The sequence below is a fragment of the Alcanivorax nanhaiticus genome (genome assembly GCF_000756665.1).
Lineage (GTDB): Bacteria > Pseudomonadota > Gammaproteobacteria > Pseudomonadales > Alcanivoracaceae > Alcanivorax > Alcanivorax nanhaiticus.
The window spans coordinates 92,697-117,481 of sequence record NZ_ARXV01000012.1; the positions used below are offsets into that span (position 1 = coordinate 92,697).

General features: G+C 56.0%; 26 protein-coding genes. 20 read left to right on the forward strand and 6 right to left on the reverse strand.

The window, feature by feature from the left end:
• Positions 1-131 precede the first annotated feature (131 nt).
• The 9 genes from hisC to Y5S_RS14095 all read left to right on the forward strand — a co-directional run bounded on the left by hisC (position 132) and on the right by Y5S_RS14095 (position 9,539).
• Positions 132-1,244 carry a histidinol-phosphate transaminase gene (hisC, locus tag Y5S_RS14055; RefSeq protein ID WP_035233807.1) on the forward strand — a complete coding sequence of 371 codons (1,113 nt, stop codon included), beginning with the start codon at positions 132-134 and terminating at the stop codon, positions 1,242-1,244.
• A gap of 125 nt (positions 1,245-1,369) precedes the next feature.
• Entirely contained in the window at positions 1,370-3,613 is a 2,244-nt protein-coding gene (locus tag Y5S_RS14060) for a bifunctional prephenate dehydrogenase/3-phosphoshikimate 1-carboxyvinyltransferase (protein ID WP_035233808.1), read from the forward strand.
• Positions 3,610-4,287 carry a (d)CMP kinase gene (gene cmk / locus Y5S_RS14065; RefSeq protein WP_035233809.1) on the forward strand — a complete coding sequence of 226 codons (678 nt, stop codon included), beginning with the start codon at positions 3,610-3,612 and terminating at the stop codon, positions 4,285-4,287. Before Y5S_RS14060 ends, cmk begins: the two co-directional genes overlap by 4 nt.
• A 198-nt stretch (positions 4,288-4,485) precedes the next feature.
• Positions 4,486-6,168 carry a 30S ribosomal protein S1 gene (gene rpsA, locus Y5S_RS14070; RefSeq protein WP_035233811.1) on the forward strand — a complete coding sequence of 561 codons (1,683 nt, stop codon included), beginning with the start codon at positions 4,486-4,488 and terminating at the stop codon, positions 6,166-6,168.
• 69 nt (positions 6,169-6,237) lie between these two features.
• On the forward strand, positions 6,238-6,588 hold the full coding sequence (gene ihfB, locus Y5S_RS14075; protein ID WP_035233813.1) for an integration host factor subunit beta: 351 nt from the start codon (positions 6,238-6,240) through the stop codon (positions 6,586-6,588).
• A 48-nt stretch (positions 6,589-6,636) separates the two neighbouring features.
• Positions 6,637-6,867: a DUF1049 domain-containing protein gene (locus tag Y5S_RS14080; protein WP_035233815.1), complete on the forward strand. Its 231-nt coding sequence runs from the start codon at positions 6,637-6,639 to the stop codon at positions 6,865-6,867.
• On the forward strand, positions 6,864-8,033 hold the full coding sequence (gene lapB / locus Y5S_RS14085; RefSeq protein WP_035233817.1) for a lipopolysaccharide assembly protein LapB: 1,170 nt from the start codon (positions 6,864-6,866) through the stop codon (positions 8,031-8,033). Before Y5S_RS14080 ends, lapB begins: the two co-directional genes overlap by 4 nt.
• Before the next feature lie 410 nt (positions 8,034-8,443).
• Complete coding sequence (pyrF, locus tag Y5S_RS14090) at positions 8,444-9,139, forward strand: orotidine-5'-phosphate decarboxylase (RefSeq protein ID WP_035233818.1); 696 nt, start codon at positions 8,444-8,446, stop codon at positions 9,137-9,139.
• Positions 9,140-9,227: 88 nt separating this feature from the next.
• A complete protein-coding gene (locus Y5S_RS14095) occupies positions 9,228-9,539 on the forward strand; it encodes a ComEA family DNA-binding protein (RefSeq protein WP_035233819.1) in 312 nt (103 codons plus the stop codon).
• Positions 9,540-9,614: 75 nt separating this feature from the next.
• On the opposite strand, the gene Y5S_RS14100 is transcribed toward Y5S_RS14095, so the two are convergent.
• Both Y5S_RS14100 and Y5S_RS14105 read right to left on the reverse strand, forming a co-directional pair.
• Positions 9,615-10,946, reverse strand: coding sequence for a succinylglutamate desuccinylase/aspartoacylase family protein (locus tag Y5S_RS14100; RefSeq protein ID WP_231552698.1), 1,332 nt, complete (start codon positions 10,944-10,946; stop codon positions 9,615-9,617).
• Between the two features lie 19 nt (positions 10,947-10,965).
• Positions 10,966-12,846 (reverse strand): ATP-binding cassette domain-containing protein, encoded by a 1,881-nt coding sequence (locus Y5S_RS14105; protein ID WP_035233820.1) that lies wholly within the window; start codon positions 12,844-12,846, stop codon positions 10,966-10,968.
• 292 nt (positions 12,847-13,138) lie between these two features.
• Between Y5S_RS14105 and Y5S_RS14110 the strand changes: the two genes are divergently transcribed.
• On the forward strand, positions 13,139-14,257 hold the full coding sequence (locus tag Y5S_RS14110) for a sterol desaturase family protein (protein WP_035233821.1): 1,119 nt from the start codon (positions 13,139-13,141) through the stop codon (positions 14,255-14,257).
• Between the two features lie 95 nt (positions 14,258-14,352).
• A complete protein-coding gene (locus tag Y5S_RS14115; RefSeq protein ID WP_035233823.1) occupies positions 14,353-14,760 on the forward strand; it encodes an SMI1/KNR4 family protein in 408 nt (135 codons plus the stop codon).
• Between the two features lie 205 nt (positions 14,761-14,965).
• Here the strand turns inward: Y5S_RS14115 and trmY are convergent, their stop codons facing one another.
• Positions 14,966-15,568: a tRNA (pseudouridine(54)-N(1))-methyltransferase TrmY gene (trmY, locus tag Y5S_RS14120; RefSeq protein WP_035233825.1), complete on the reverse strand. Its 603-nt coding sequence runs from the start codon at positions 15,566-15,568 to the stop codon at positions 14,966-14,968.
• Positions 15,569-15,940: 372 nt separating this feature from the next.
• On the opposite strand from trmY, the gene Y5S_RS14125 reads away from it, so the two are divergent.
• The 6 genes from Y5S_RS14125 to Y5S_RS14145 all read left to right on the forward strand — a co-directional run bounded on the left by Y5S_RS14125 (position 15,941) and on the right by Y5S_RS14145 (position 19,939).
• The gene (locus tag Y5S_RS14125; protein WP_035233826.1) at positions 15,941-16,516 is read left to right on the forward strand and encodes a hypothetical protein; all 576 of its coding nucleotides are present in this window, start codon (positions 15,941-15,943) and stop codon (positions 16,514-16,516) included.
• On the forward strand, positions 16,506-17,264 hold the full coding sequence (locus Y5S_RS14130) for a hypothetical protein (protein WP_035233827.1): 759 nt from the start codon (positions 16,506-16,508) through the stop codon (positions 17,262-17,264). The genes Y5S_RS14125 and Y5S_RS14130 overlap by 11 nt, the downstream gene beginning before the upstream one ends.
• Positions 17,265-17,463: 199 nt before the next feature.
• Positions 17,464-17,958, forward strand: coding sequence for a hypothetical protein (locus tag Y5S_RS19740; protein ID WP_156107785.1), 495 nt, complete (start codon positions 17,464-17,466; stop codon positions 17,956-17,958).
• 178 nt (positions 17,959-18,136) lie between these two features.
• The gene (locus tag Y5S_RS14135) at positions 18,137-18,574 is read left to right on the forward strand and encodes a hypothetical protein (RefSeq protein WP_035233829.1); all 438 of its coding nucleotides are present in this window, start codon (positions 18,137-18,139) and stop codon (positions 18,572-18,574) included.
• Between the two features lie 102 nt (positions 18,575-18,676).
• Positions 18,677-19,642: an acyl-CoA desaturase gene (locus tag Y5S_RS14140; protein WP_035233832.1), complete on the forward strand. Its 966-nt coding sequence runs from the start codon at positions 18,677-18,679 to the stop codon at positions 19,640-19,642.
• A 60-nt stretch (positions 19,643-19,702) separates the two neighbouring features.
• Positions 19,703-19,939 carry a helix-hairpin-helix domain-containing protein gene (locus tag Y5S_RS14145; protein WP_035233836.1) on the forward strand — a complete coding sequence of 79 codons (237 nt, stop codon included), beginning with the start codon at positions 19,703-19,705 and terminating at the stop codon, positions 19,937-19,939.
• A 135-nt stretch (positions 19,940-20,074) separates the two neighbouring features.
• Here the strand turns inward: Y5S_RS14145 and Y5S_RS14150 are convergent, their stop codons facing one another.
• The 3 genes from Y5S_RS14150 to Y5S_RS19220 are packed head-to-tail and all read right to left on the reverse strand — an operon-like array spanning position 20,075 to position 22,564.
• A complete protein-coding gene (locus tag Y5S_RS14150; protein WP_035233838.1) occupies positions 20,075-21,034 on the reverse strand; it encodes a hypothetical protein in 960 nt (319 codons plus the stop codon).
• 51 nt (positions 21,035-21,085) lie between these two features.
• A complete protein-coding gene (locus Y5S_RS14155; RefSeq protein ID WP_035233840.1) occupies positions 21,086-21,904 on the reverse strand; it encodes an SDR family oxidoreductase in 819 nt (272 codons plus the stop codon).
• 3 nt (positions 21,905-21,907) lie between these two features.
• Positions 21,908-22,564, reverse strand: a complete 657-nt coding sequence (locus tag Y5S_RS19220; RefSeq protein ID WP_052041618.1) for a hypothetical protein — start codon at positions 22,562-22,564, stop codon at positions 21,908-21,910.
• Between the two features lie 146 nt (positions 22,565-22,710).
• Between Y5S_RS19220 and Y5S_RS14165 the strand changes: the two genes are divergently transcribed.
• The 3 genes from Y5S_RS14165 to Y5S_RS14175 form a co-directional block, all read left to right on the forward strand.
• The gene (locus Y5S_RS14165) at positions 22,711-23,370 is read left to right on the forward strand and encodes a TetR/AcrR family transcriptional regulator (protein WP_081939781.1); all 660 of its coding nucleotides are present in this window, start codon (positions 22,711-22,713) and stop codon (positions 23,368-23,370) included.
• Positions 23,371-23,516: 146 nt separating this feature from the next.
• Positions 23,517-24,026, forward strand: coding sequence for a YdeI/OmpD-associated family protein (locus Y5S_RS14170; protein WP_035233844.1), 510 nt, complete (start codon positions 23,517-23,519; stop codon positions 24,024-24,026).
• A gap of 253 nt (positions 24,027-24,279) precedes the next feature.
• Positions 24,280-24,785 (forward strand): P-loop NTPase family protein (locus tag Y5S_RS14175; protein WP_035233846.1); only part of this gene is annotated, 506 nt, incomplete at its 3' end.

A 24,785-nucleotide genomic window follows, 5' to 3' on the forward strand; every position in this document is an offset into this window, starting at 1 on the left:
TCGCTCCCACAGAAATTACCTGCTGCAGATGTCGGCTTGAATGGGGTTTTTCCTCTGCGACCTCTGTGCCCTCTGTGGTAAAAAACAAAGACGAATCCACCGCCTACAACCAGGCACCAGGGAGCAGCATCATGACCTGCGATTACATCCAATTAGCCAACAACGGCATCCAGCAGCTCAAGCCCTACGAGCCGGGCAAGCCCATTGAGGAATTGGAGCGCGAGCTGGGGGTGACGGACATCGTCAAACTGGCCAGCAACGAGAATCCGCTGGGCGCTAGCCACAAGGCCCTGCATGCGCTCAAGCACCTGCATGAACTGCACTTGTACCCGGATGGCGCTACCTTTTCCCTGAAGGCAGCACTGGCAGAAAAACTCAATGTGGCCAGCAACCAGCTGACCCTGGGCAATGGCTCCAACGATGTGCTCGACATGATTGCCCGTGCCTACCTGCAGGAAGGTGACGAAGCCATCTTCTCCGAGTATGCCTTTGCGGTGTATCCGATCGTGACCCTGGCCTGCAATGCCAAGCCGGTGCAGGTACCGTCCAACCTGTTTGGCCATGATCTGGCAGCCATGGCTGAGGCGGTGACCGATCGCACCCGGGTCATCTTTGTGGCCAACCCGAACAACCCCACCGGCACCTGGTTCAATGCCCATGCGCTGGACGAGTTCCTGTCACGGATTCCCGAGCGGGTGATCGTGGTGCTGGACGAGGCCTACTTCGAGTATGTGGAAGAAAGTCATTACCCCAACGGCATCGATCGGCTGGGCAAATACCCCAACCTGATCGTGACCCGTACCTTCTCCAAGATCTATGGCCTTGCCGGTCTGCGCGTGGGCTACGGTATCTCCAGCCCGGAAATCGCCGATGTGCTCAACCGGGTGCGTCAGCCGTTCAACGTGAACACCCCGGCCCAGATCGCCGCGGAAGCCGCACTGCAGGACGATGACCACATCGAGAATTCCCGCAGCGAGAACACCACCGGCCTGGTGCAGATCGCTGAAGGCTTGCAGAAGCTGCATCTGGAGCAGATTCCCTCTGTGGCCAACTTTATTGCCTTTGATTGCGGTCAGCCTGCCATGCCGGTCTATGAAGGGCTGCTCAAGGAAGGGGTGATCGTGCGCCCGCTGGGCGGCTATGGCATGCCCAATCATCTGCGGGTGACTATCGGCACCAGCCGCGAGAACGAGCGCTTCCTGATCGCCCTCAAGCATGTGCTGCAGGATCTGGCCGATGGGTGATTTCAACCGTTTCGGACTCCTCGCTGTAGGAGCGTCGCTTGAGACGCGAACCTGCTTGCGAGATGCCTTGCCAGATTCGGTTAGCGCCTCAAGCGGCGCTCCTACAGAGGAAGGTGGGCGCTCGAATGTCTGAACCACTCTTCAATCGCATCGCCATCATTGGCCTCGGCCTGATTGGCGGTTCCTTTGCTGCTGCTGCCCGAGAGAACGGTCTGGCCAATTCCATCGTGGCCGGCTCGCGCTCGGCGCGCACCCTGGAGCAGGGCATTGCCCTGGGGGTGGTGGATGACGGTAGCCAGGATCTGGCAGAGGCGGTAAAAGGCGCGGACCTGGTATTCGTGTCCACTCCGGTGTCCGCCATGGGCAAGGTGCTGGCGGCCCTGAAGCCGGGCCTTTCCCGCTCCGCGATCGTCACCGACGGCGGCAGCGTTAAAGGCAACGTGATTACGGCTGCCCGTGAGGCGTTGGGGGAGCATTATTCCCGCTTCGTGCCCGGTCACCCCATTGCCGGCAAGGAAAAAAGTGGCGTGACGGCGGCGGATGCGACCCTGTACCGGGATCATCGGGTGATCCTGACCCCCACCGACGATACCGACCCGGCAGCCACCGCCAAAGTGCGCGCTATCTGGACTGCCATGGGCGCCGAAGTGCTGCAGATGTCGCCGGATTACCACGACCAGGTGCTGGCGGAAACCAGCCACCTGCCGCACCTGCTGGCTTTCTCCCTGGTGGATACTCTGGCCCGGCAGGGGGATTCCAACGAGATTTTCCGCTATGCTGCCGGCGGTTTTCGGGACTTCACCCGGATTGCCAGCTCCGACCCGGTCATGTGGCACGACATTTTCCGGGAGAACAAGGCCGCCCTGTTGCAGGCGCTGGGCCTGTTCAGCAATGGCATCGACCGTTTCCGCGACGCCGTGGAAAGAGGGGATTCCGATGCCCTGATGGGCATCATGACCCGCGCCAATACGGCCCGGGCACACTTTATGGCCATGAACGGGCGCACTTCCTATACTCGCGCCCAACATTCAGGTGACGACACAATCATGACAGACACAAGCAAGGCCAACCCGACCTATCTGATGAGCCCGGGTGGCAAGCTGAATGGCCGCATCCGCGTGCCCGGCGATAAATCCATGTCCCACCGTTCCATTATGCTGGGTTCCCTGGCGGACGGGGTGACCGAGGTAGAGGGTTTCCTGGAAGGGGAAGATGCTCTGGCAACCCTGCAGGCATTCCGCGACATGGGCGTGGTGATCGAAGGCCCCAATAATGGTCAGGTGACCATCCATGGTGTTGGTTTGCATGGCCTGAAAGCGCCCAACAAGCCGCTGTACATGGGTAACTCGGGCACCTCCATGCGTCTGCTCACCGGTCTGCTGGCTGGTCAGGCCTTTGATGTGGAGCTCACCGGTGATGCGTCTCTCTCCAAGCGCCCCATGGAGCGGGTGGCCAAGCCCCTGCGTGACATGGGAGCCCAGATCACCACCGGCGATGAAGGGCGTCCGCCAGTGCGCATTCGTGGCGGCCAGTCTCTCAAGGCGATCCACTATGATCTGCCCATGGCCTCGGCCCAGGTAAAATCTGCCGTCTTGCTGGGTGGCCTGTATGCCGAAGGGGAAACCTCGGTCACCGAACCCGCGCCCACCCGTGACCACACCGAACGCATGCTGGGCGGTTTCGGCTATGCCGTACGCCGTGACGGCGCCACCAGCGCGGTGCAGGGCGGTGGCAAGCTCACTGCCTGCAAGCTGGAAGTCCCGGCAGACATTTCCTCTGCCGCCTTTTTCCTGGTCGGCGCGTCCATTGCCGAAGGCAGCGAAGTGACGTTGCCGCACGTGGGGATCAATCCCACTCGTACCGGCGTGATCGACATCCTCAAGCTGATGGGGGCGGATATCCGCCTGGAAAACCAGCGCGATGCCGGTGGTGAGCCGGTGGCGGATATCGTGGTGAAATCTGCGCCGCTGAAGGGTATTGAGATTCCCGAGGAGCTGGTGCCCCTGGCCATCGACGAATTCCCGGCCATTTTCATCGCCGCCGCCTGTGCCGAAGGCGACACCATCCTGCGCGGTGCGGAAGAGTTGCGGGTGAAGGAATCTGACCGTATCCAGGTGATGGCCGATGGCCTGGCCGCCCTGGGTGTGGATCACGAAGTATTTGAAGACGGCATCCGCATCACCGGTGGCGAGTTCGGTGGTGGTGAGATTCAGTCCCACGGTGACCATCGTATCGCCATGAGCTTTGCCATGGCGTCCCTGCGTGCCAATGGCCCCATCACTATTCATGATTGTGCCAACGTGGCGACCAGTTTCCCGGGCTTTGCCCAGCTGTCCGCCCATGCCGGCCTGCAGCTGGAGGAAAAATGACGGAAACCGCCGTACTCACTATCGACGGGCCGGTTTCCTCCGGTAAAGGTACCGTGGCACGACTGGTGGCTGCACGTTTGGGCTGGCACCTGCTGGATTCCGGTGCGCTCTACCGGGTTCTGGGCTATTACGCCAGAAATCAAGGGGTTGCGCTGGATGATGAGGCCGCCTTGGTGTCGTTGGCCAAAGCCCTCCCGGTGCGATTTGTGGAGAGCCAGGGGGAAACAGCAGTGATTCTGGACGGCGAAGATGTCTCCAATATCATCCGCCAGGAAAGCGTCGGCGAGCTGGCCAGCCAGGTGGCGGTGTTGCAGCCGGTGCGTGATGCGCTGCTGGCCCGCCAGCAGGCGTTTGCGGAGTCTCCGGGGCTGGTAGCGGATGGCCGGGATATGGGTACCGTGGTGTTTACCGATGCTCCCCTCAAGATTTACCTCACCGCCAGCGCTGAAGAGCGCGCCAGACGGCGCTTTGAGCAGTTGAAGGAAAAGGGGTTTGGTGCTACCCTCGCGACCCTTGTTGAGGACATCCGCACCCGGGATGACCGTGACATGAACCGTGAGGTGGCGCCATTGCGCCCGGCAGACGATGCCGTGGTGATTGATTCCACAACACTTTCGGTTGATGACGTGGTAAACCGGATTCTCGACGAGGCTGCGGCGCGACAGCTGGTTTGAACCTGTTCAGCCAGACGTAACGCAGCAGTCACACACCCATGGCACCCTTCGGCAACCCTTGTCGCGGGGCGTTTTTGATTCTGTGTTCAAGCGGCTGATCTGTCACTCCCTCACAAAGTAAGCCAGCTGGGGAGGGCGGGTCCAATTATCCATAACCCATGTCTGCTGGTTGGCATGTGAATGTAAACAGAGAGAAACATGACTGAATCTTTTGCTGATCTTTTTGAAGAAAGCCTCAAGGACCTCGACGTTGCTCGTGGTTCCATCATCAAAGGTACCGTTGTTGCCATCGATAGCGATTGGGTAACTGTTAATGCGGGCCTGAAATCCGAAGGCATTATTGCCCGTGACGAATTCATCAACGAGGCAGGTGAACTGGAAATCGCCGAAGGCGATGAAGTAGATGTAGCCGTAGACGCCATCGACGATGGCATGGGCTTCACTCGCCTGTCCCGTGAAAAAGCCAAGCGCGCCGAAGTATGGGGCGAGCTGGAAAAAGCTTTCGACGACGACGAGATCGTAAAAGGTCAGATTTCTGGCAAGGTAAAAGGCGGTTTCACTGTGGACATCGGTCCCATCCGCGCCTTCCTGCCGGGCTCTCTGGTAGACATCCGTCCGGTGCGCGACGTTGCTCACCTGGAAGGCAAAGAGCTGGACTTCAAAGTCATCAAGCTGGATCCCAAGCGCAACAACGTGGTCGTTTCCCGTCGTGCGGTGATGGAAGCTGAGCACTCTCAAGAGCGCGAGCAGCTGCTGGAATCCCTGCAGGAAGGCATGGAAGTCAAGGGTATCGTGAAGAACCTGACCGACTACGGTGCGTTCGTAGACCTGGGCGGCATCGACGGCCTGCTGCACATCACCGATATGGCCTGGAAGCGCATCAAGCATCCGAGCGAGATCGTGGAAGTAGGTCAGGAAATCGACGTCAAGGTACTGAAGTTCGACCGCGAGAAGATGCGTGTTTCCCTGGGTCTGAAGCAGCTGGGCGAAGATCCGTGGCACGACATCGTGGGCAAGTACCCGGAAGGTGCCAAGGTGAAGGCCAAGGTAACCAACCTGACCGACTACGGCTGCTTCGCCGAAATCGAGGAAGGTGTAGAGGGTCTGGTTCACGTATCCGAAATGGATTGGACCAACAAGAACATCCACCCGTCCAAGGTTGTAGAGATCGGCGACGAAGTGGAAGTGATGATCCTGGACATCGACGAAGATCGTCGTCGTATCTCCCTGGGTATCAAGCAGTGTCAGTCCAACCCGTGGGATGCCTTCGAGCAGAAATACCAGAAAGGCGAGCGCATTTCCGGCAAGATCAAGTCCATCACTGACTTCGGTATCTTCATCGGTCTGGAAGGCGGTATCGACGGTCTGGTGCACCTGTCCGACATCTCTTGGGAAGAGCAGGGCGAAGACGCTGTGCGTAACTTCAACAAGGGTGACGAGCTGGAAACCGTGGTTCTGTCCATCGATGCAGAGCGCGAAAGAATTTCCTTGGGTATCAAGCAGTTGACAGACGATCCGTTTGCTCAGTATGTTGCTGCTAATGACAAGGGCGCAATTGTTAAAGGCAAGGTCATTGCGGTAGACGCGAAAGCGGCCACCGTAGAGCTGGCTGAGAATGTCGAAGGTACCCTGCGTGCCAGCGAAATCAGCCGCGACCGCGTTAACGATGCGACCGAAGTGCTCAACGTGGGCGACGAAGTGGAAGCCAAGATCGTCAACGTTGATCGCAAGAACCGTGCACTGAGCTTGTCCATCAAAGCGAAGGATCAGGCTGATGAGCGTGAAGCCATGGACAACCTGTCTGAACAGCAGGATGCCAATGCGCCGAAGACCATCGGTGATCTGATCAAGCAGCAGATGGAAAACAGCAACGAGTCTTAATCGGCTCCTCCCGCGGGGTCGGCAATCACGCCGACCCCACTGGGCTGGGAGCCCAGGGAGCAAGCTGTAATGGCGTTAACCAAGTCTGAACTGATTGAGCGTATTGCCGAACGACAGTCGCAACTGTCGCCCAAGGATGTGGAACTGGCAGTCAAAACGCTGATCGAGGAAATGGCCGATTCCCTGGCCGGCGGAGGTCGCATTGAAATTCGCGGCTTCGGCAGTTTTTCCCTCCACTTCCGCGCCCCCCGTGTGGGACGCAATCCCAAAACCGGTGCCAGCGTTGAGCTGCACGGTAAATATGTCCCCCATTTCAAGCCAGGCAAGGAATTGCGCGAACGCGTGAATGATTCCCTGCAGCTGGAAGGTGGTGAACACCAGGACTCTGACTCCGAGGGCGGCCAGGTGGCAGCCAGCTGACCGGTTCCCATGCTGTAACCGGCGAGGGCCGGAAAGAGGAAACCTGCCATGCGTAATCTCTACCGCATTCTGGTGATTTTGGCCGTAGTGGCCGTATTCTTTATTGCGTTCCTGTTTGTGACCAGCAATCGGGACCTGGTGATTCTGGATCTGTTGGTTGACCAGTGGCACTGGGAAGTGTCTCTGGGTGTGCTGGTGATCGGTGTACTGGCCATCGGCCTGTTTGCCGGATTATTGGCCGGTATTGGCCTGCGTGGTCTCAAGAGCCTGTTTTCATGAATGAATCCCTGTGGTTGATCCCGCTCTTCTTTGTAGCAATCGGAGCGGGGTTCTTTCTGGGGCGGCGAGAGAGCAAGCGCCGCCAGCGTCGCCGCATGGCCTCCCTGTCAAAGGACTATGTGGCCGGCATCAACTTCTTCCTCAATGAAGAGCCAGACAAAGGCATTGAAGCCCTGTTGAAGGGCCTTGATGTGGGTGAAGAGGGACTCGACACCCACCTGGCGTTGGGCAAGCTGTTCCGCAAACGTGGCGAATTTGATCGCGCCGCCCAGCTTCATACCCATCTGCTCGAGCATGGCGATTACGCTCGCCCGGTGCAGGAAGAAATTCAGCTGGAACTGGCTCAGGATTACCTCGCCAGCGGTATTTTTGATCTGGCCGAGCAAGTACTGCTGGAAATGCTGGATCAGGATTGCGATGCCAAGGATGAAGTCTGCAGCCAGCTGATGGGTTTGTACGAACAGGAACGGGACTGGATCAATGCGATCAGCATGGGGGAGCGGCTGCTGAAAAACCGCCCCGAGCTGGTGCCGGTATTGGCCCAGTACTGCTGTGAGCAGGCCGAGAACCTCCGGCGCGACAAGGACATCAACCCCGCCCGCCGCATGCTTCGCAAAGCCCTTTCGCTGGATAACAATTGCGTGCGCGCCAGTTTCCAGGAAGGGGAGCTGGAAATGGCCGAGCAAAACTGGGAGGCCGCCATCCAGGCTTTCCAGCGTATCTGGGTGCAGGACAGCGACTACTTCGATGAAGTGCTCGACAAGCTGCGTAGCTGCTATGAGGCCCAGGAGAAGAGCGAAGATTTTATTCAGATGCTGGCCGACTACAGTGCAGAGAAACCCAGCACCAGCCGCATTCTGCTGCTCTCCGAGGCGCTGAAAGAGCGTTACGGTGACAAGGAAGCCGCTGACTTCATCGGCGAGTACATGAAGGCCAACCCGTCCGTGCGTGGCCTCAACAAGATCCTCGACATGAGCCTGGCCGGCATTGTGGAAGGCGAAGCCCGCGAGCACCTGGATGCGCTGCGGCAAATGTCCGAGAAACTGGTCAACAACAAAAGCCTCTACAAATGCCGCCGCTGCGGCTTTGAAACCCCGCTGATGCAATGGCGCTGCCCAAGCTGCAAACGCTGGGGCACCATCAAGCCGGTGGTGAAGGAGGTTTAGACGCCGCTGTGAGCCATGAGCTATCAGCGGTGAGCTACGAACCAGGCTCGATAGGATTGGTCTGGCCTAAAGGTCCTGATTTCCTTGGCGTTTCTACGAAGCAGCTGTAGGAGCGGACGTTCGGCCGCGAACCGAGCCAAAGCGAGGTAAAGAGCCCGGAAACGTCGTGAGAGTCCTGGCTGCGCGCACCAATCGACCGCAGGGCGATCAGACATCTCGACAGGTGCAAAAGGATGATCTCCCTCCGGTCGCCTCGCTGCGCTCGGTTCGCGGCCGAACGTCCGCTCCTACAGCGGCTATCACCTCTTCATCTTGGCATTGCCGGCAGGAGCATCAAGCCAGGCCATTCTTGAACCACTTCCAAGCAACGCCTACCATACCCCCGCCACCCACCACCCAGGATTCCTGCCATGACTATTGCCAGCCCCGTTGTTGTTGCTCTGGATTACCCCGATCAGGCTCAGGCCCTGGCCATGGCGGATCAGCTCGATCCCGCCAAAGTACGCGTAAAGGTGGGTAAGGAAATCTTTACCCGCAGTGGACCGGCAGTGGTGGATGCCCTGCATGACAAGGGCTTCGAGGTGTTTCTCGATCTCAAATTCCATGACATCCCCAACACCGTGGCGGGTGCAGTATCCGCTGCTGCGGACATGGGCATCTGGATGGTGAATGTGCACGCCAGTGGTGGTCAGCGGATGATGGAAGCGGCAGCCAATGCCATCGCCAACCACACCAGCCGCCCGCTGCTGATCGCGGTGACGGTGCTCACCAGTATGGAATCTGCTGACCTGGAGCAGGTCGGCATCGTGGATCTTCCCGAGGTGCAGGTGCGTCGCCTGGCCGAGCTGTCCAAGGCGTCGGGGATGGATGGGGTGGTATGTTCCGCGCAGGAAGCCATCATGCTCAAGGAAGCCTGCGGCATGGACTTTGCCTTGGTGACGCCGGGTATTCGCCCGGTGGGTGCGGAAGCTGGCGATCAGCGCCGGGTACTCACCCCGGTGCAGGCCCGCGATGCCGGCGTGGATTACATGGTCATCGGCCGCCCGATCACTCAGGCCGCTCAGCCTACAGCGGTGGTGGACGAAATATTACAGAGCCTTTCCTGACCTGCTGACACGAATTGGCCTCGTTAGCTGATAACCCGTAACGAGGCAGCCTTTTATGGTGCTTTCTCCAATGACAAGGAGATCAACCATGAAAGGAATCCAGTTTGTTTTCGCCATTTTTATGCTTGCAGTCAGCAGCCTTTCCCTTGCGGTAGAGGTCAATCCTGTGACACCGGCAGGCGCAGCCGAGACGGCCAGCCAGACCGCGCGTATCAATCTTAATACTGCGGATGCCAACCAGCTTCAGGAGCTGAAAGGTGTGGGTCCGAAGACGGCGGAATCCATTGTTGCCTGGCGTGAAGCCAATGGTCCCTTTACCAGCGTGGACCAGCTGCTGGCTGTGAAGGGAATTGGTGAAAAAACGTTGGCGAAGATGCAGGATCAGCTGACAGTGCAGTAAAGCCAACACTGTCCTCGCTCAATGGGATTGTAGCGAGGACAGTGCGCCGTGTGAGCGTGTCAGGTTGGCAGGTGCTTACTCTTCCGTGGTTTCGTCCGGGTCGTTGCTGTCTTCCACCGCTGCGATGCCATCGCTGTTAGTGCCCGTGCTTGCCGAATGAGGCGACGCTTCGTTGTTGTCGTCACTGCTTTCGTCTGCATCGGGCTGCGAATGGGTTTTTTCCTTACTGGCTTTTTCCGCCTGCGCTTCCACTTCTTCCGTGGTCTTCACTTCCCCTATCCGGAAAGCCGCAAACCCGGCGTGGACTACCTGATTCACTGCCATCCCCAATACCCGACCATCGTAGGGGGCGATGATGGCGCTGCCAGTATTGCTAATCGGGTCGGTGACGGTGCCGAGGATCTGGCCCTTCTTCACTCTGTCATTGAGTTTTACCTCGGAAAGCAGAATGCCGCCCTGGGCAGCACGGATCCATTCTGATTCAAAGAATACCGGCTGGGGGGCGCTCCAGAAACGGCTGGCCTTCCGCATCTTCAGGTTTTCCAGCAGGGTTTCCAGTGCCTGCACACCATAGTTCACCGCCTGAGGTTCCAGACGGTTAGGGCCACCGGCTTCCATGGTCACGGAGATGATGCCGTCTTTTACTGCCGCATCACGCAGCATGCCAGCAACGCCAGGGCTGTGCAGAACCGTCATGCCACCAAAATGCTTGGCGAAGGCGACGACATCCGGGTTATCCAGGTCAGCACGCAGCTGTGGCAGGTTAACGCGCTTCTGGGAACCGGTGTGCAGATCCACCAGGTAATCACAGTGGCTGACGATACTGCTGTACAGCGAGTGGGCCACGCGGGCTGCGGCGCTACCTTTGCGGGTGCCGGGGAAATAGCGGTTCAGATCCCGGCGATCGCTCAGGTAACGGCTACCGCTGCGGAAGCCATCCAGATTGACGATGGGCACCCCGATCACGGTACCGGCCAGCTGATCCGGTTCCAGCTCATACATCAGACGGCGCACCATCTCGATGCCGTTCAGTTCGTCACCATGAATGGCTGCGGTCAGGCAGAGCAGGGGGCCAGGTTTTTTTCCATGTGCTACCAACACGGGTACCGGGGTCGCGATGGAGGCGAACGATTGATCCGGCGTCCAGTGAAGGGTGGCGAATGTCCCGGGTTCCACCTTGCGGTTGAGCAGCGCCAGAGCCGTCTGTTGTGGCTCTGGTTCGCCTTCTGCTTCAGTGGTGTCCGACTGGGTGGCAGCATGGGCGGGTTTGGCCGGTGCCGGGTGATCCGTTTCTTGCTGGCGTTCTATCGCCCGCTCTTCGTCTTCCACCTCGGTAGCCCATGCCGGGCTGGTGGCCAGCCACAGGCTCAGGCACAGGATTCCCAGATAGCGGATCGATGGTTGCACAACCTCTCCTTGTACGTATTCAGCCGAGCTGGTCCAGTTCATCCCAGCGGGCATAGGCGGCTTCCAGTGCCGTCTGCAGCTCGGTCTGTTGCTGTTGGGCGGCCGTAATATCGGCCGGGGCGCCCTTGTAGAAAGCCGGGTCAGACATTCGGGCCTGTACCGCCTCCAGATCGCCTTCCAATTGTTCAATGGTGGCGGGGAGCTGTTCCAGTTCCCGCTGATCCTTGTAGGACAGCTTCTTGCGTTTGGGCGCATCGTCTTTGGCCGGCGCTGCCGGCTTCTCGGCTTTGACGGGCTTTTCCTTCACAGGTTCCGGTCGTTGGCGAATCCAGTCCTGATATCCGCCCACATAGCTGTTTATGTGACCGTGTTCGAAAACCAGTGTGGAGGTCACCACATTATCGATGAACTCCCGGTCATGACTGACCAGCAGTAGCGTGCCCTGATAGTTCATCAGCTGCTCTTCCAGCAGCTCCAGGGTTTCCGCATCCAGGTCATTGGTGGGCTCATCCAGCACCAACAGGTTGAACGGTTTGGTAAACAGCTTGGCCAGCAGTAGCCGGTTGCGCTCGCCGCCAGACAGGGATTTCACCGGTTGGCGTACCCGGCCAGGATCAAACAGGAAGTCCTGCAGGTAGCCAATCACATGCTTGTTCTGGCCATTCAGGCTGATCACATCGGAGCCTTCGGCCACGTTGTCGATCACGCTCTTTTCTTCATCCAGGGTGTCGCGCAGCTGGTCGAAGTAGGCCACCTGCAGCTGGGTGCCGATTTTGACTGTGCCGGCATCCGGCTTGAGACGATCCAGTAACAGGCGAATGAGCGTCGATTTGCCACAGCCATTGGGGCCGAGAATGCCCACCCGGTCGCCGCGCATCAAGGTAACGGAGAAGTCCTTGACGATCTGCTTGCCGCCCACCGCATAGCTGATATTGTCGGCTTCCACCACGATCTTGCCGGAGTTGTCGCTGCTCTGGATGGTCAGGTTGGCCGTGCCGGTGCGGTTGCGGCGCTGGGCGAACTCGTCGCGCATGGCTTTCAGGGCCCGTACCCGGCCTTCATTGCGGGTGCGGCGGGCCTTGATGCCCTGGCGAATCCACTTTTCTTCCTGACTCAGTTTCTTGTCGAACTCGGCGTTGGCTTTCTCTTCCGCATCCAGCTGCGCCTGCTTGCCCGTCAGGTACTTTTCATAGCTGCCGGGCCAGCTGGTCAGCTGACCGCGATCCAGCTCAATGATGCGAGTGGCCAACGCGCGGATAAAGGCACGGTCGTGGGAAATGAACACCAGGGTGGCGCCATAGCTTTTCAGGAATTCTTCCAGCCACTGGATGGATTCCATATCCAGGTGGTTGGTGGGCTCGTCCAGCAGCAGAATGTCCGGTTCCTGTACCAGTGCACGGGCCAGCAACACCCGACGCTTCATCCCGCCGGACAGACCGGCGAACTGCACGTCGCCATCCAGGCTCAGCTTGGACAGGGCGGTATCCACTCGCTGGGACAGCTGCCAGGCACCGCGAGCTTCAATCTCGCTGCTCAAAACCTCAAAGCGCGCCAGCACCTTGTCGTCACCGTCCGCCAGCTGGTGGCTCAGCTCGGCATGCTCGCTCAACAGCGCGCCGTGCTCCCCGAGCCCCTGTGACACCATATAGTGAACAGTGTGATCCTGATCATCCGGGACCTCCTGCTCCAGCCGTGCCACACTCAGGCCCTGAGGCTTCTCGATCTGGCCGTCGTCTGCCTGGATCTCACCGGCGATCACTTTCATCAGGGTGGACTTGCCAGCCCCGTTGCGGCCGATCAGACACAGCCGCTCGCCGCTGTCGATGGAAAGGTTCACATGGTCAAGCAAGGCCTGCTGGCCATAACTGAGCTGTATTTCGCGAAGCGTGAGTAGAGGCATACTTTGGCGTGATCAAATATGTGAATATTGCGTGCTGTGGTGAGTAGCAAGATACAAGTTTCAAGTTGCAACGCGGCTTTAGGGAAGAGCCAGGCTGGCAGGCAGTTCTACGCGAAGAGTGGTTCGCGGGGGATCGACTTCAATCTGGCAACGAAAACCACTCGCGCCTTGAAACTTGCCACTTGAGACTTGCAGCTCTATTGAACGCGCAGTGTAGCAGCTTGTTACGGCCCTGTACTGGCCCAATTGTGGGGGTGTCAGGCAGGCTTTGGGAGAATTGAGGAGGGAGCCCATGAGTGAATTTTTGCGGGAACGTTATGAAGAGGTGGATCTGACGCCGGGGCAGGGCAAGATTACCGCCACTGTGTCCATTGGACTTGGCCTGTTGGCGCTGATGGGCAGCTTCTGTTTTCTCTATCCCGAGATTTTTACCACCCCGGAGTTTCGCGGCTTCTATAACGCTGAGGTACTGCGCATTGCCCTGTTTATCGGCATCGGTATCGGCTTCACCTGCGGCTTCTTCAGTGTGTTCCGGCATCAGGAAAAGCGCTACGGCATCATCGGTATGGTGCTGGCGTGCATGGCCGCGCTGATCGGCTCCGGGCGGCTGGATGTGCCGCCGGTGGATGGCCGTAGCCTCTATGCCGGGCTGGACTATTTTATTCTTACCTTGCTGGTGCTGGCCCTGGTATTCATCCCGCTGGAGCGCGCCTTCCCCAAAGACCCGCAACAGAAGACCCTGCGAGGTGGCTGGATCACCGACATGAAGTACTTTCTGTTCAGCCATGTGGGCCTCCAGCTGATCAGTTTCTTCACCGTCATTCCTATTCAGGTTTACCTGCACGACAAGGTGGACGTGGGCTTCCAGCAGGTGATCGCCAGCCAGCCCCTGTGGCTACAGTTTATCGAGATCCTGATTGTCATTGATCTGGGCAGCTACTGGATTCATCGCGCCTTTCACGAAGTGCCCTGGCTGTGGAAATTCCATGCCGTGCATCACTCCACTACCAAGATGGATTGGCTGGCGTCTTCACGCCTGCATGTGGTGGAAATCATCGCCAACCGTTTTGTGGGCTACTTGCCTATCTTCATTCTCGGCTTTGCGCCGTCGGCGGTGTACGCCTACCTGGTCTTCGTGTCCTTCCACGCCATCTTTATCCACGCCAATGTGCGGTTCCGTTTCCCGGGTATTCGCTGGCTTATCGCCACCCCGGAATTCCACCACTGGCACCACTCCTCTGAAGACGAAGCGGTGGATAAAAACTACGCGGCCTTCCTGCCCATCTACGATAAACTGTTCGGCACACTGATCATGCCCAAACACCTGGCCGCCGAGTACGGCACCCGTGCCAGCACCCAGGTACCAGAAGGGGTGGTCAAACAGTTCCTGTTCCCGTTCCGTCGGGGGTAGACGATTTTTTACCTCGGAGGTCACGGAGTTCACTGAGGGAAACCTTTTTCTTTCTCTGCGCTCTCGGTGACCTCTGTGGTTAACAAGGTTTTTATATGGAAGACGTGATCGAACTGCTGCGCGAACGCCACCAAGGTGGTTTGGTGGCACTGGAATTACCCGACGAAGACCGCCTGGTAGAAATAGAGGAACAACTTCTGATCCCGTTACCCGGTGATTACAAGGAGTTCCTGCTCAACGCCAGCGACATCCTCTGCGGCAGTCTGGAACCCGCCACAGTAATGGATGACTACGCCCACAACTTTCTCCCGGAAATGGCCGCCAACGCCTGGGACCAAGGCATGCCCCGCTACCTGATTCCGGTCTGCGAAGCGCCCAACGGCATCTACGCCATGTCTCAGGAAGGCGCAGTGTTGCTTTGGGTGCCTGGCGCAGGCATTAGCGAGGAGGAAGAGTGGGGGAGTATTTGGCAGTGGGCGCGGGAAGTCTGGCTGGAAAGTTAGTTAACAGTGAATAGTGAACAGTGAACAGCGGCGCGATAGCGCGTTGTTGGTACTTAAACGCATGAGGCCGCGCCCGGATTTCGGGCGCGGCCTCATGCGTTTAAAAAAGGAACAAACCTGATAATAACTTGACAAGGTGTGCCGGTCGGGCAGCCTTCACTGTTCACTGTTCACTGTTCACTGTTCACTGTTCACTGTTCACTGTTCACTGCCCCGCCAAATCAAGCTCATTATTAATCAACACCACACACTGCGACGCAAACAGCATGGTCGGCCCCAGGCTGATCTTCTCGGTGCCCAGCCGCTTCAGGCTGTTGAAGCTCTTCTTCGGCATGGGAATGTGATCGGTAAGCAGGAAGCAGGGCTTATCGGCAAAAGCCAGCTCGCGAATGCTCTCGCCCTTCGGGTCCATCATGTACAGCTGATGGCCATCCTCGGCCAGCTCCTTCACCAGCTTTTCAAAGCTCAGCGTACGCACGCTGATGCCACTCTCCACCGCCTTCATCTGCTCCTTGCCCATCCCCGCAGAAGCATCCAGCGCCCGCACCACCTTGGCCAGCAACGCCTGCTCATGAAACCCACCAATATCCCGCATCTCCGCGGCTGCGAAGGTGATGGTGCGCGAATAATCCTGGGTGCTCTCCAGTACCAGATGCACCACCACATCCTCCCGGTGAGACTGCGCCACAAAGATCGCATTCATCAGGGTATGCGCCAGGATCTCGCTATGGGCATCACCACCCACATTGGCCAGCAGGGTCTGGCTGTTGGTAGAGGCCGCACGGGCGCGGAGGACGAAGGTACGCATTAGCTAGGGCTCTGGAGAATGTGGGGAGGATTGTACATCAGACGATCGCCAGGCATGGATACATGGCGATGAAGTGAAAGCCGTGCCCGTTTTCAACGGAACCTTCCTCATAACTCTGGGAGTGAAAAGCCAACTCATTGATTTCAATTGCATTTCGAATGACTGAAAACGGGATAGCAGGAAAGGAGTTCAAAGGAACGTTCCTATGAACTCCGTGTAAGACATTGGCTATTTCACTCTAACTGATTGATATGAGAGTATTTTGATAGGTTGAGCGGGGAGGGGCGCTCGGAGTTATACGGAACCGGGTTGTTAGGAGCGTTCTAATTAATTCGTTGTCATGCAATACACTAAATATACCAAGGGGTAGGAATGAGTAACTCAGAAGCAAAGTTGCACTTATCTTTAGAAGAGGGGGTCTTTGAAATTTCAGGCTCCGAATTATTTGTGTCACAGCAAATCGAAAACTTTAAAGACATTATCTTGGAGGCTCTACAAAGCAAGAATAAGCCCTCACAAGATCTGCCGCGACATAATGATGACTTTGTGCCTCCTCCTCCCGCTGAACCTCTAGCCCCTGGCGAGAAGTCAGAGCACGGTTTTGACAACAAGTCATTCCCTAGAGTGCTGCATATCGAAGATAAGGATGTGAAGATCATCAAGAGAATGCCCGGTACAAACAATGCTAAGAAATCGGTAAACACGGCATTAGCATATCTTTGGGGAAAAAGGTCTGTTGGGGTGGAAGGTGTATCATTTCAAGAAATCCGCGATCTTTGTGAGCAGCAAGGGTGTTTAGACTCAAAGAATTTTTCTGCCACGCTACAGGGTGCGCGTGAATACTTAATTATAGATGGTAAAAAGGGATCCTCTTCCAAGACCTGCAAGCTAACTTTGCCTGGAGTTGAGCGTGCCGAAGAATTGCTGGAAGATTTAAATGGAGAATAAAGTACGAAATATAATCGAGTCGGCGTCCGATAAAGCACTATCAGACCTCATTATAGACTCGTACAAAGAAGTGGAAAGAAATTATTTTATTAAGTCTTGGAAAACAAGTGAATTAGACGCCGGACATTTTGTAGAGTCTGTTCGCCGGCTAATAGAGTTAAAGCTATTCGGAAAGTACACAGCTATTAGTAAAGGTTTGCCAGCTTTTAATGATAAAACAATGCTGAGTTACGTTAATTCTCAAGGAGATGACTCGTATCGTATCCATATCCCGAGAGCCTTGTTAACAGTTTATGGAATTAGGAACAAGCGTGGTGTTGGCCATATTTCTACCGTCAGCCCTAACCATCTAGACGCAACATTTATTGTTTCGACAGTCAAATGGGTTTTGGCTGAACTTATTCGTCTGAACTCTTCATATAAACCTGAAGAGACATCAAAGATAGTCGATCACATCGTAGAAAGGAATGTCGAGGGGATTTGGGAAGAAGCTGATATTACTAGGGTCTTGGCGGAAGGGCTCTCTATTAAAGAGCAAGTAATATTCTTGTTATATGCAACTGAAGAGGTTTTTGACAAAAAGCTTTTGGAAATTATCGAGTATAAAAACCAAGCTTACTTTAAGCGAACTCTAAAGCAGCTTCATGCTGGCCGGTTTATAGAATACAGAGGTACAGGCGAATGTATTATTTCTCCTAAGGGGATTGCGTACGCTGAGGATCTCATTTTAAACAAGGTAAATGCATAACAGAGCACTGCTGTCGCAGAAAGGAGCTACGGGGGTCAGACCTCACATTTCCCACAAAAATTGAATCAGGTCTTTCCCCGTGAACTTAAGGGCAACATTCAAGACCTGACCCCAAGTTTGCGAGGGGGGATATGATAGGCCAGCCCCATACTGCTTGTTGTGCCTCCAAATCGGTTGGCGAGCCTAGGTGTTGTAGATCATGTCGAGAATAAAACTAAAAACATCACCATATATAGCAAATCCTAATAGATTGGCTGACCTAATTGCAGCCATTCAAGTGCTTGGGACGTATCGCTTTGCAAGCCGGAGCCTAGAAAAATGGGAAAAACGTCTAGGGCGGACACCAGTATCTGCTCCAAATTGGGAAACAGTCTTTAAACAGCATCCGGAATTTTTCACAACGCAAAGAGAAAATATCTCGGTGGTCTGGCGTCGCAGCCGCGAGCGCAACTATGATACATACACACGAAAATTGCTTCCTCGTGAAGAGGTAATTCGACTTGCTGAAGATGAGAAGAAAACGGGGAAGAAGCGATTGTCACGACCTCCTCTAGCTCCTTCTGAAGTTACGAAGCTAGTGGAAATAGCAATCAGCCTCCACGAGCGGGAAATCAAGCATGCACAGGAAAGGCGCTGGTGGATTACCGCTGTAGTTGCTGTGGCGAGCTTGATAATCGCGGTGGCAGGGACGTAAATATCTTTGCGATTCGGGGTCAGGTCTTGCCCCGTGCTCAAGATAGCAAAAGGCAAGATCTGACCCCAAGGTTGCAAGTGTAGTTCCCCCACTTTAGTGGGCACCTTCTCCTAACCAGAAGATCTGTAACCACAACTGGCTATGCTGGAATTTATAAATTAATCAAGAGCAGAAAAAGATGAGAGTTATTTTTATTTTCCTCGCAATTTTCTTTACTGGGTGCGCCTCCACTACCGTTTCAGACGCCGAGCTAATGGCCATGGGTAGTGAGCAGTATTCCGGCGCATACGTGGTGACCCGAGTCGCTTCATATGGTGCTCTTTCAGATGTGCTGTCGATCTCTCTGGGGGAGTTGACTGGGCGATCCTCTCGGGCCGAACCCATGCTTAGGGATCTGGAGAATGCCAAACAGAACGGTTTAACAAACGTAGTAATTGGCGGGAATAACCCGTCGCTCACGGCTCGCGCCGTTCGCGATGCCTTAGCCCTGGCTGAGCCAGCGGCGCTTCAGGGGGTTACTATTATGGTAGTAGCGGATGAAAAATATCACGATTTGATCGCTCCCGAAGCAGAGCAGGCTGGTATTCAGCTGGTACTGAAGCCGATGGAAAACTGAGCAGGTACTCGCTAGATTTACAGGGTCGTGATTCGGGGCCAGGTCTGCCACGAGCCCGGATGGGAAAAGGGGCCCCAAAAAAATATCAATACAGGGGCAGCCATGTTTAACACAGAAAGGGTTAGAACCAAAACAGGCACAGACGCCTTTGCGGGGAGGGTCTTGTGGAGCCCGAGCAAGTCGATTTGGTTCCTGTTCCATTTTCTGACTTTGATCTTGGTCGCTCCCTTTGTTGCCTCTGTTTCATCTATTGCCATATTTATTGTGCTAACCGCTGTGACATTATGCTTTGGTCATTCACTCGGGATGCACAGGCTTTTGATCCACCGGTCTTACGAATGCCCAAAGTGGATGGAGTACCTGTTTGTATATCTGGGAACTCTGGTTGGTATGGCGGGCCCCATCGGGATGATGCGACAGCATGACCTGAGAGATTGGGCACAGCGTCAAACGCGCTGCCATGATTATTTGCTGCACGGTTCCAGCATGATTAAAGATGGCTGGTGGCAACTCAATTGTGATCTGAGGCTGGACAATCCCCCAGAGTTTTGTATTGAAGAAAGTGTTACGTCCGATCCATTCTATCGGTTTATCGAAAAGACATGGATGTGGCAACAGCTAGTGCTTGCGGTGCCACTTTATTGGATTGGAGGCTTAAGCTGGCTGGTATGGGGGATTTCCGTTCGCATAGTCGTCTCAGTGGGCGGGCATTGGTTCATCGGATACTTTGCACACAACCATGGAGAGCGCACTTGGCGGGTTGATGGTGCTGCTGTACAGGGCCACAACATTCGCCTGGCCGGGTTAATCTCTATGGGTGAAGCATGGCACAACAATCATCATGCGTACCCTAGATCGGCGATGCTAGGTCTATATACCGATGAGCCAGATCCGGGGTGGTGGGTTCTGAATGCGTTATACAACTTGGGTATTGTTAAAAATATCCGTTTGCCAAGCCATCTCCCCCCGCGACCCGAACTGGTTTCTGAGAGAGGAGATATAGATGGGCGGATTGAGCGGGGCTTGGAAGATTGCCAGATTGCCACGTTTATTCGAGGGAAGGGGTAAGGCAGCCTGTATGGTACAAAGGCATGATTTCGGGTGGGTTAGCGTTCTGTGGGAGGTCTTGTGGCATTTTCTGATGCAGAAAAAGAAGTGCTCTTATCGGTCAAGGGCGTTGGTCCGACTGTCCTGAAAAGGTTTGAGGAAGTGGGTATCGATACGCTTTCTGAGTTGGCGACTTATCAGGCGGAGGATATAGCGGACATGGTTGCTTCAATGCTGAGGACAACCTGCTGGAAAAATAGCCCACAAGCAAAGGCTGCTATTGAGGCAGCAATTTCTCGAGCAAAAGAAGGGCGTTAAAGAAATATTTGTAAAAAAGGAGCTGGATTTCCCTTCTTCCATTGGAAAATCCTAGATATAGCGAACATTTGGATCTGGTCTTGAACCCATGACCAGGAAGGCAAAAGGCGAGACCTGACGCCAATATTCCAGTGTTCAGCGAGGTGCTTCACTCTCGTCGGTTGGCTTCCATGTCACCTCGCCGGCCCAGCTCGGTTTTTTCGGAAGGGCCCATTGGGGAATGTGGTCGGTGAGTTTCACCATCAGGTCCACGGGTACGTGGTAATAGCGGTTACTGCGATCTGCCACCATTTTCATGTGGGCACTGACCATACGAAAGAGTGGGTTGCTGCGTCCGGCTTGGGTGCGGCCGCCGATCTTTTCGAATTTGGCCATGGCTTGATAGAGTTTTTCTTCGGGGAGGCCGGCGCGGATTACGTTATCGCGCATCTTGTTCATTAGCGGGAAGTGGACGGCGGCACCCAGAATGATTTGGGGTTTCAGGATGCGGCCCAGCATCTTTGCGGTGGCCATGTTGATCCGGCCCCTTGTGCGGCTACCGCTATAACGCTCCATGACGGCAAAGCCGACGCCCAGATGCCGGGACTCGTCATCGTTGATTTTGGCAAAGGCCTGATGGCAGACCGGGTCCTTGACGGTGTCGAGCAGGAACTGGCACAGGGCGCCGTCCAGGGCGACTTCCAGTGCGGGGGTAACGGTGCCTAGTACGCGGTAATCCAGATCGTCGGCATAGCGTTCCATCCAGTCCACTACCAGACGAATGTTGTTGTTGGGCGGTGGCATGTTGCCGTTATCATCCAGCATGCCCCAGCGTTTCATCAGCGCCATTTCTGCGTTGGCGTGGCGTTGCTCTTCGGCATAAAAATAGGTGTAAAGCTGGCGCAAGGTCTCGGTGGGTGCGCTCTTTGCCATGGCTGCAAAACCGCGTCCACCGATGTGTTCTATCCACACCAGGTCGGCCATGAAGTCGCGGAGTTTGGGCCACTGTTCATCGGTGATCAGCTCTGCGCCCGGGGCGTCCCAGTCAATATCCTGCAGAGCCCACTGGGTAGAGCGTACCTTGCCCAGCATTCTGTCCAGATCCACAGTTGCCATGGGAAACCTCCTTGATGGCTTTAAGATTGATTCGGACGCCCAACCCGGCGATCAGTGTTTGGACACCCTCTCCTGATAGGCCCGGGATGCCGGGGTATCGTGCAGTAGCCGCTCCTGGGCTCCGGCCAGTTTTTTCAGGAAACTGCCGACTTTTTCAGGGAGCACCTCTTCGATGGCCTTCACCGGTGTGAGCCAGCGGGGAACCGTGATCTCACCCTTGCAATGGAGGCAGCTGGCGACGATTTCTTCGGCCACCTCTTCCGGGCTGGCCTTGGGCACACCACGAATATTCAGTCCTGCGGCCAGTTCGGTTTGTACTGCCGAGGGCATCACGGTGGTGATGGTCACATTGGAGTCGACAATTTCCGCACGTACTGAACGGGACAGGCTGGCCACGCCAAACTTGCTGGCGGTGTACACCGCCACGCCGGGCAGGGTCATCTTGGCGGACATGGACGCCACGTTGACGATGTGGCCATAGTCTGCTGCCAGCATGTCGGGCAGCACCAGCCGCATGCCGCTGATCACGCCGCTCAGGTTGATGGCGATTTCACGGTGCTGGCTGTCCAGAGGCTGGTCGATAAAACGCCCAGTGCGCTGAATCCCGGCATTGTTGACCAGCAGGGCGATGGGGCCCAGGGATTTTGCCTGTTCAATAAAGTGGGTAAAGGAAGCCGGGTCGGCCACATCCACGCGCACCGCCATCGCTCCGCGACCAATGGTGTCCGCTGCTTTTTGCGCCTCGGTTTCGTCGATATCACCGACTACAACGAGGGCACCCCGATCGGCCAGTGCTTTTGCCGTGGCAAAGCCGATACCACGGGCTGCCCCGGTAACGCAGGTGACGGCGCCATTGAGTTTGATGCTCATGGTTCAGCCTCCCACCGGATAACGCAGACCAAAGTAGCCGGAGAGGTTCCAGCCAAAGTTGTCCCGGATCAGCACGCGACCGAGATAGACCCCGGGGACAATTTCCACGATTTCGTCACGGGTTCTGGGCAGGATCAGCGGGTTGTTGTGCTCCGGGGACGCGTAGTTGAGCGAACGCACCGGGATGTTTGGGGCCACGGGGGAGTTATCAATGCAGTGATAAAAATCGAAGCCAATCAGCTCGCCGTTGATCTTGCGCAGCTTGTAGTGCGGCATCACCGCCATGGCGGCAAACTTGGTGCCGGGCGTCAGGCGGTTATAACCGGTGCCGTTGGCATGAAAGGTTTTTCCGGCCCAGCCCATGCCGCCAAGCATCTGCCCCAACCTGATCAAGTAATCCAGCCCCCTGAGCACTCGGTTGCCATACAGATTCATGTTGATGCCTTCGCAATCACCGTGGGGGGATTCCGGGGCCGTGCCTTCCGCGAATACGCCAGCTAGACGGTATTGCTGGCTGGGTTTTTGCAGCTCCTGGAACAGTTCCCAGGCCAAGGCCTTGGCTTTTGCCGGGGATTTGGCGTGCAGGGTTCGCAGGCTTTCGACATAGGCCTGGTCGGACAGGGGGGCGGAGGGCGATGTGGCCGCAGCGGTGATGCTCATGAAGCAAGCTCCTCAGGAGTGAATGAATTAATAGTTGGTACAGGTCTGTACCAATAGTAGGATTGAAGCTTGAAGAGAGTCAATAGCGGCTTGCTGGCTGTGTTGCTCTCTTTATAAGATGGCGCAACCCCAGCCAGGCCAGATTCATGACACAGCCAAAACGTCCCTTTCAGGGGGAGTCCGCCGCTTCCCGCATTAGTGCTCGCCGGCAAACGCTGCTTGATACTGCTTTTGCGATGGCGTCCGACATGGGGTGGAGCGCTCTGTCTATCCATCAGTTGTGTCAGCAGGCGGGGCTCAACAAGCGTTATTTCTATGAGAGCTTCAAGAGCCTGGATGCATTGGCGGCGGCCTTGGTGAATGACTTGGCGGAGCAGTTGATCGAGACCGGCCAGACTGCCGCACTGGCTGGCATCCAGCAGGGCCTGGATACCTCGGCGCTGGCCAGACATGCCCTGAAAGCCGCCATCGGTTGGTTGGTGGACGACCCCCGCCGTACCCGGATGCTCTTCAGTGTGGCCAGTGAGAACTCGCAGGCGCTGCAACACCGCCAGGAAGTGATCCGCAAGCTGGCGCAAACGCTCTCCGCCTTCAGTATCGAGTACCACCAGGCGGATGAGCCTCATGTCATCGCCAAAGTGGGATCCGCATTACTGATTGGCGGCACCATCGAGATTATTGTCAGCTGGCTGGATGGCTATCTGGAGCTGTCTCTGGATGAGCTGGTGGAGGATGTGGCCTGCTTCTGGGTAGCGGTGGGCGATAGCGCCATTGATCTGACAAAGACAAGATTGGGAATTGAGTAACTGCTTCCAGGCACTCAGGATAATCAGAGTCAGGCCCTCCATTTCACATCAGAAAATAATGAAGATGGTGCTATCGCTGGGGCTGGCCTCGGTGATGGTTGCAGGTTCACCAGGTCACGGGCACGTGTCAAATCAAGGAAGAAAACATGGTTAAACCTACTCTTGTCGGCAAGCGCTTTTCTTTTGAGGCGGTGTTGGAGAACTGGGCAGAAGGCATGGATTACTGCGCGGTTCCTGTCCCTCCTGCGATTACGGAGGCTTTGGGCACCAAAGGCCCTGTGCTGGTCGAAGCCTGCGTCAATGATTCAGCGCCATTTCAGGTTAGCCTTTTTCCCGTGGGTGGGGGGCAGCACTACATTCGTATCAAGGCCAGTGTGCGCAAGCTCACCAACACCCGGGAAGGGGACAGGGTCCAATTGGAATTTGTGGTGGTTGATCCCGGTGATGTGGAGATTCCTGAAGACTTGATGGCGATGCTGGAGACTGAGGGGCTGGTGGATGCCTTCATGGACATCCCTCCCGGAAAGCGAAACTTCATCATTCGGCGTATCAAGGAAGTGGTGAAACCTGTTACTCGTGAAAAGAGGGTTAGTGAGGGACTGACTGCGGCTTATGAACGGCAGTCAAGAATGATTGATCAGGGTCGAGTGGATTAATGTCAGTGCTCCGGACATCCTTGTAATACAGGGTTATCAGCGAACCCACTTGTGAAGCGAGTCGCTGATTGACAATCCAGCGTCCTTCGAAAATGATCAACCCATGAACACCAAACTTCAGCAACAGGCACTGCGAATTATCATCATCCCATAGGGGTGGTGTGGTTTGTGCTGCGTTGTTGATTTGCAAACCCACCCAATGAGGTGGGTTTGTTGTTTCTGCCTCTTGGGAATATGTCTTTCAGGAGGATCAATGAAAAAGGTCGCGGTTTTTGGCAAGCCTGGTAGTGGCAAGTCCACGTTGAGCAAAGCGCTGGCTGCCGCATCAGGCATCCCTTTGTATCCGTTGGATTCACTGGTATATCAGCCGAACGGTGAGCCGGTAGAACGTTCGTTATTCGACGAAGCGCATGACCAGTTACTGGCTTCAGACAGTTGGATCATCGAAGGTTTTGGGCCGCTGGCGTCATTCCAGCAGCGCTTGAACGCTGCGGATACACTGGTTTATGTGGACTTGCCGTACTTCACCAGCTACTGGTTTGTGACCAAGCGTTTGCTGAAAGGCCTGTTTGTGAAACCGGAAGGCTGGCCAGAGGGGAGCTCTGTTTTCAAGGGGACGCTTGAAAGCTACAAGATGTTGAGATTGTCCCCAACGTTCTGGAACGCAGACTTTCGCTCCCGGCTGGAAGCGCTATCCACGGGCAAAACTCTCCATGTGATCACATCGGTCACGGCGCTTAGGGCCTGTTCACACTACCA

Coding starts and splice junctions, on each gene's coding strand:
- hisC (WP_035233807.1), top strand. CDS start 132: ATGACCTGCGATTACATCCAATTAGCCAACAACGGCATCCAGCAGCTC.
- Y5S_RS14060 (WP_035233808.1), top strand. CDS start 1,370: ATGTCTGAACCACTCTTCAATCGCATCGCCATCATTGGCCTCGGCCTG.
- cmk (WP_035233809.1), top strand. CDS start 3,610: ATGACGGAAACCGCCGTACTCACTATCGACGGGCCGGTTTCCTCCGGT.
- rpsA (WP_035233811.1), top strand. CDS start 4,486: ATGACTGAATCTTTTGCTGATCTTTTTGAAGAAAGCCTCAAGGACCTC.
- ihfB (WP_035233813.1), top strand. CDS start 6,238: ATGGCGTTAACCAAGTCTGAACTGATTGAGCGTATTGCCGAACGACAG.
- Y5S_RS14080 (WP_035233815.1), top strand. CDS start 6,637: ATGCGTAATCTCTACCGCATTCTGGTGATTTTGGCCGTAGTGGCCGTA.
- lapB (WP_035233817.1), top strand. CDS start 6,864: ATGAATGAATCCCTGTGGTTGATCCCGCTCTTCTTTGTAGCAATCGGA.
- pyrF (WP_035233818.1), top strand. CDS start 8,444: ATGACTATTGCCAGCCCCGTTGTTGTTGCTCTGGATTACCCCGATCAG.
- Y5S_RS14095 (WP_035233819.1), top strand. CDS start 9,228: ATGAAAGGAATCCAGTTTGTTTTCGCCATTTTTATGCTTGCAGTCAGC.
- Y5S_RS14105 (WP_035233820.1), bottom strand. CDS start 12,846: ATGCCTCTACTCACGCTTCGCGAAATACAGCTCAGTTATGGCCAGCAG.
- Y5S_RS14110 (WP_035233821.1), top strand. CDS start 13,139: ATGAGTGAATTTTTGCGGGAACGTTATGAAGAGGTGGATCTGACGCCG.
- Y5S_RS14115 (WP_035233823.1), top strand. CDS start 14,353: ATGGAAGACGTGATCGAACTGCTGCGCGAACGCCACCAAGGTGGTTTG.
- trmY (WP_035233825.1), bottom strand. CDS start 15,568: ATGCGTACCTTCGTCCTCCGCGCCCGTGCGGCCTCTACCAACAGCCAG.
- Y5S_RS14125 (WP_035233826.1), top strand. CDS start 15,941: ATGAGTAACTCAGAAGCAAAGTTGCACTTATCTTTAGAAGAGGGGGTC.
- Y5S_RS14130 (WP_035233827.1), top strand. CDS start 16,506: ATGGAGAATAAAGTACGAAATATAATCGAGTCGGCGTCCGATAAAGCA.
- Y5S_RS19740 (WP_156107785.1), top strand. CDS start 17,464: ATGTCGAGAATAAAACTAAAAACATCACCATATATAGCAAATCCTAAT.
- Y5S_RS14135 (WP_035233829.1), top strand. CDS start 18,137: ATGAGAGTTATTTTTATTTTCCTCGCAATTTTCTTTACTGGGTGCGCC.
- Y5S_RS14140 (WP_035233832.1), top strand. CDS start 18,677: ATGTTTAACACAGAAAGGGTTAGAACCAAAACAGGCACAGACGCCTTT.
- Y5S_RS14150 (WP_035233838.1), bottom strand. CDS start 21,034: ATGGCAACTGTGGATCTGGACAGAATGCTGGGCAAGGTACGCTCTACC.
- Y5S_RS14155 (WP_035233840.1), bottom strand. CDS start 21,904: ATGAGCATCAAACTCAATGGCGCCGTCACCTGCGTTACCGGGGCAGCC.
- Y5S_RS19220 (WP_052041618.1), bottom strand. CDS start 22,564: ATGAGCATCACCGCTGCGGCCACATCGCCCTCCGCCCCCCTGTCCGAC.
- Y5S_RS14165 (WP_081939781.1), top strand. CDS start 22,711: ATGACACAGCCAAAACGTCCCTTTCAGGGGGAGTCCGCCGCTTCCCGC.
- Y5S_RS14170 (WP_035233844.1), top strand. CDS start 23,517: ATGGTTAAACCTACTCTTGTCGGCAAGCGCTTTTCTTTTGAGGCGGTG.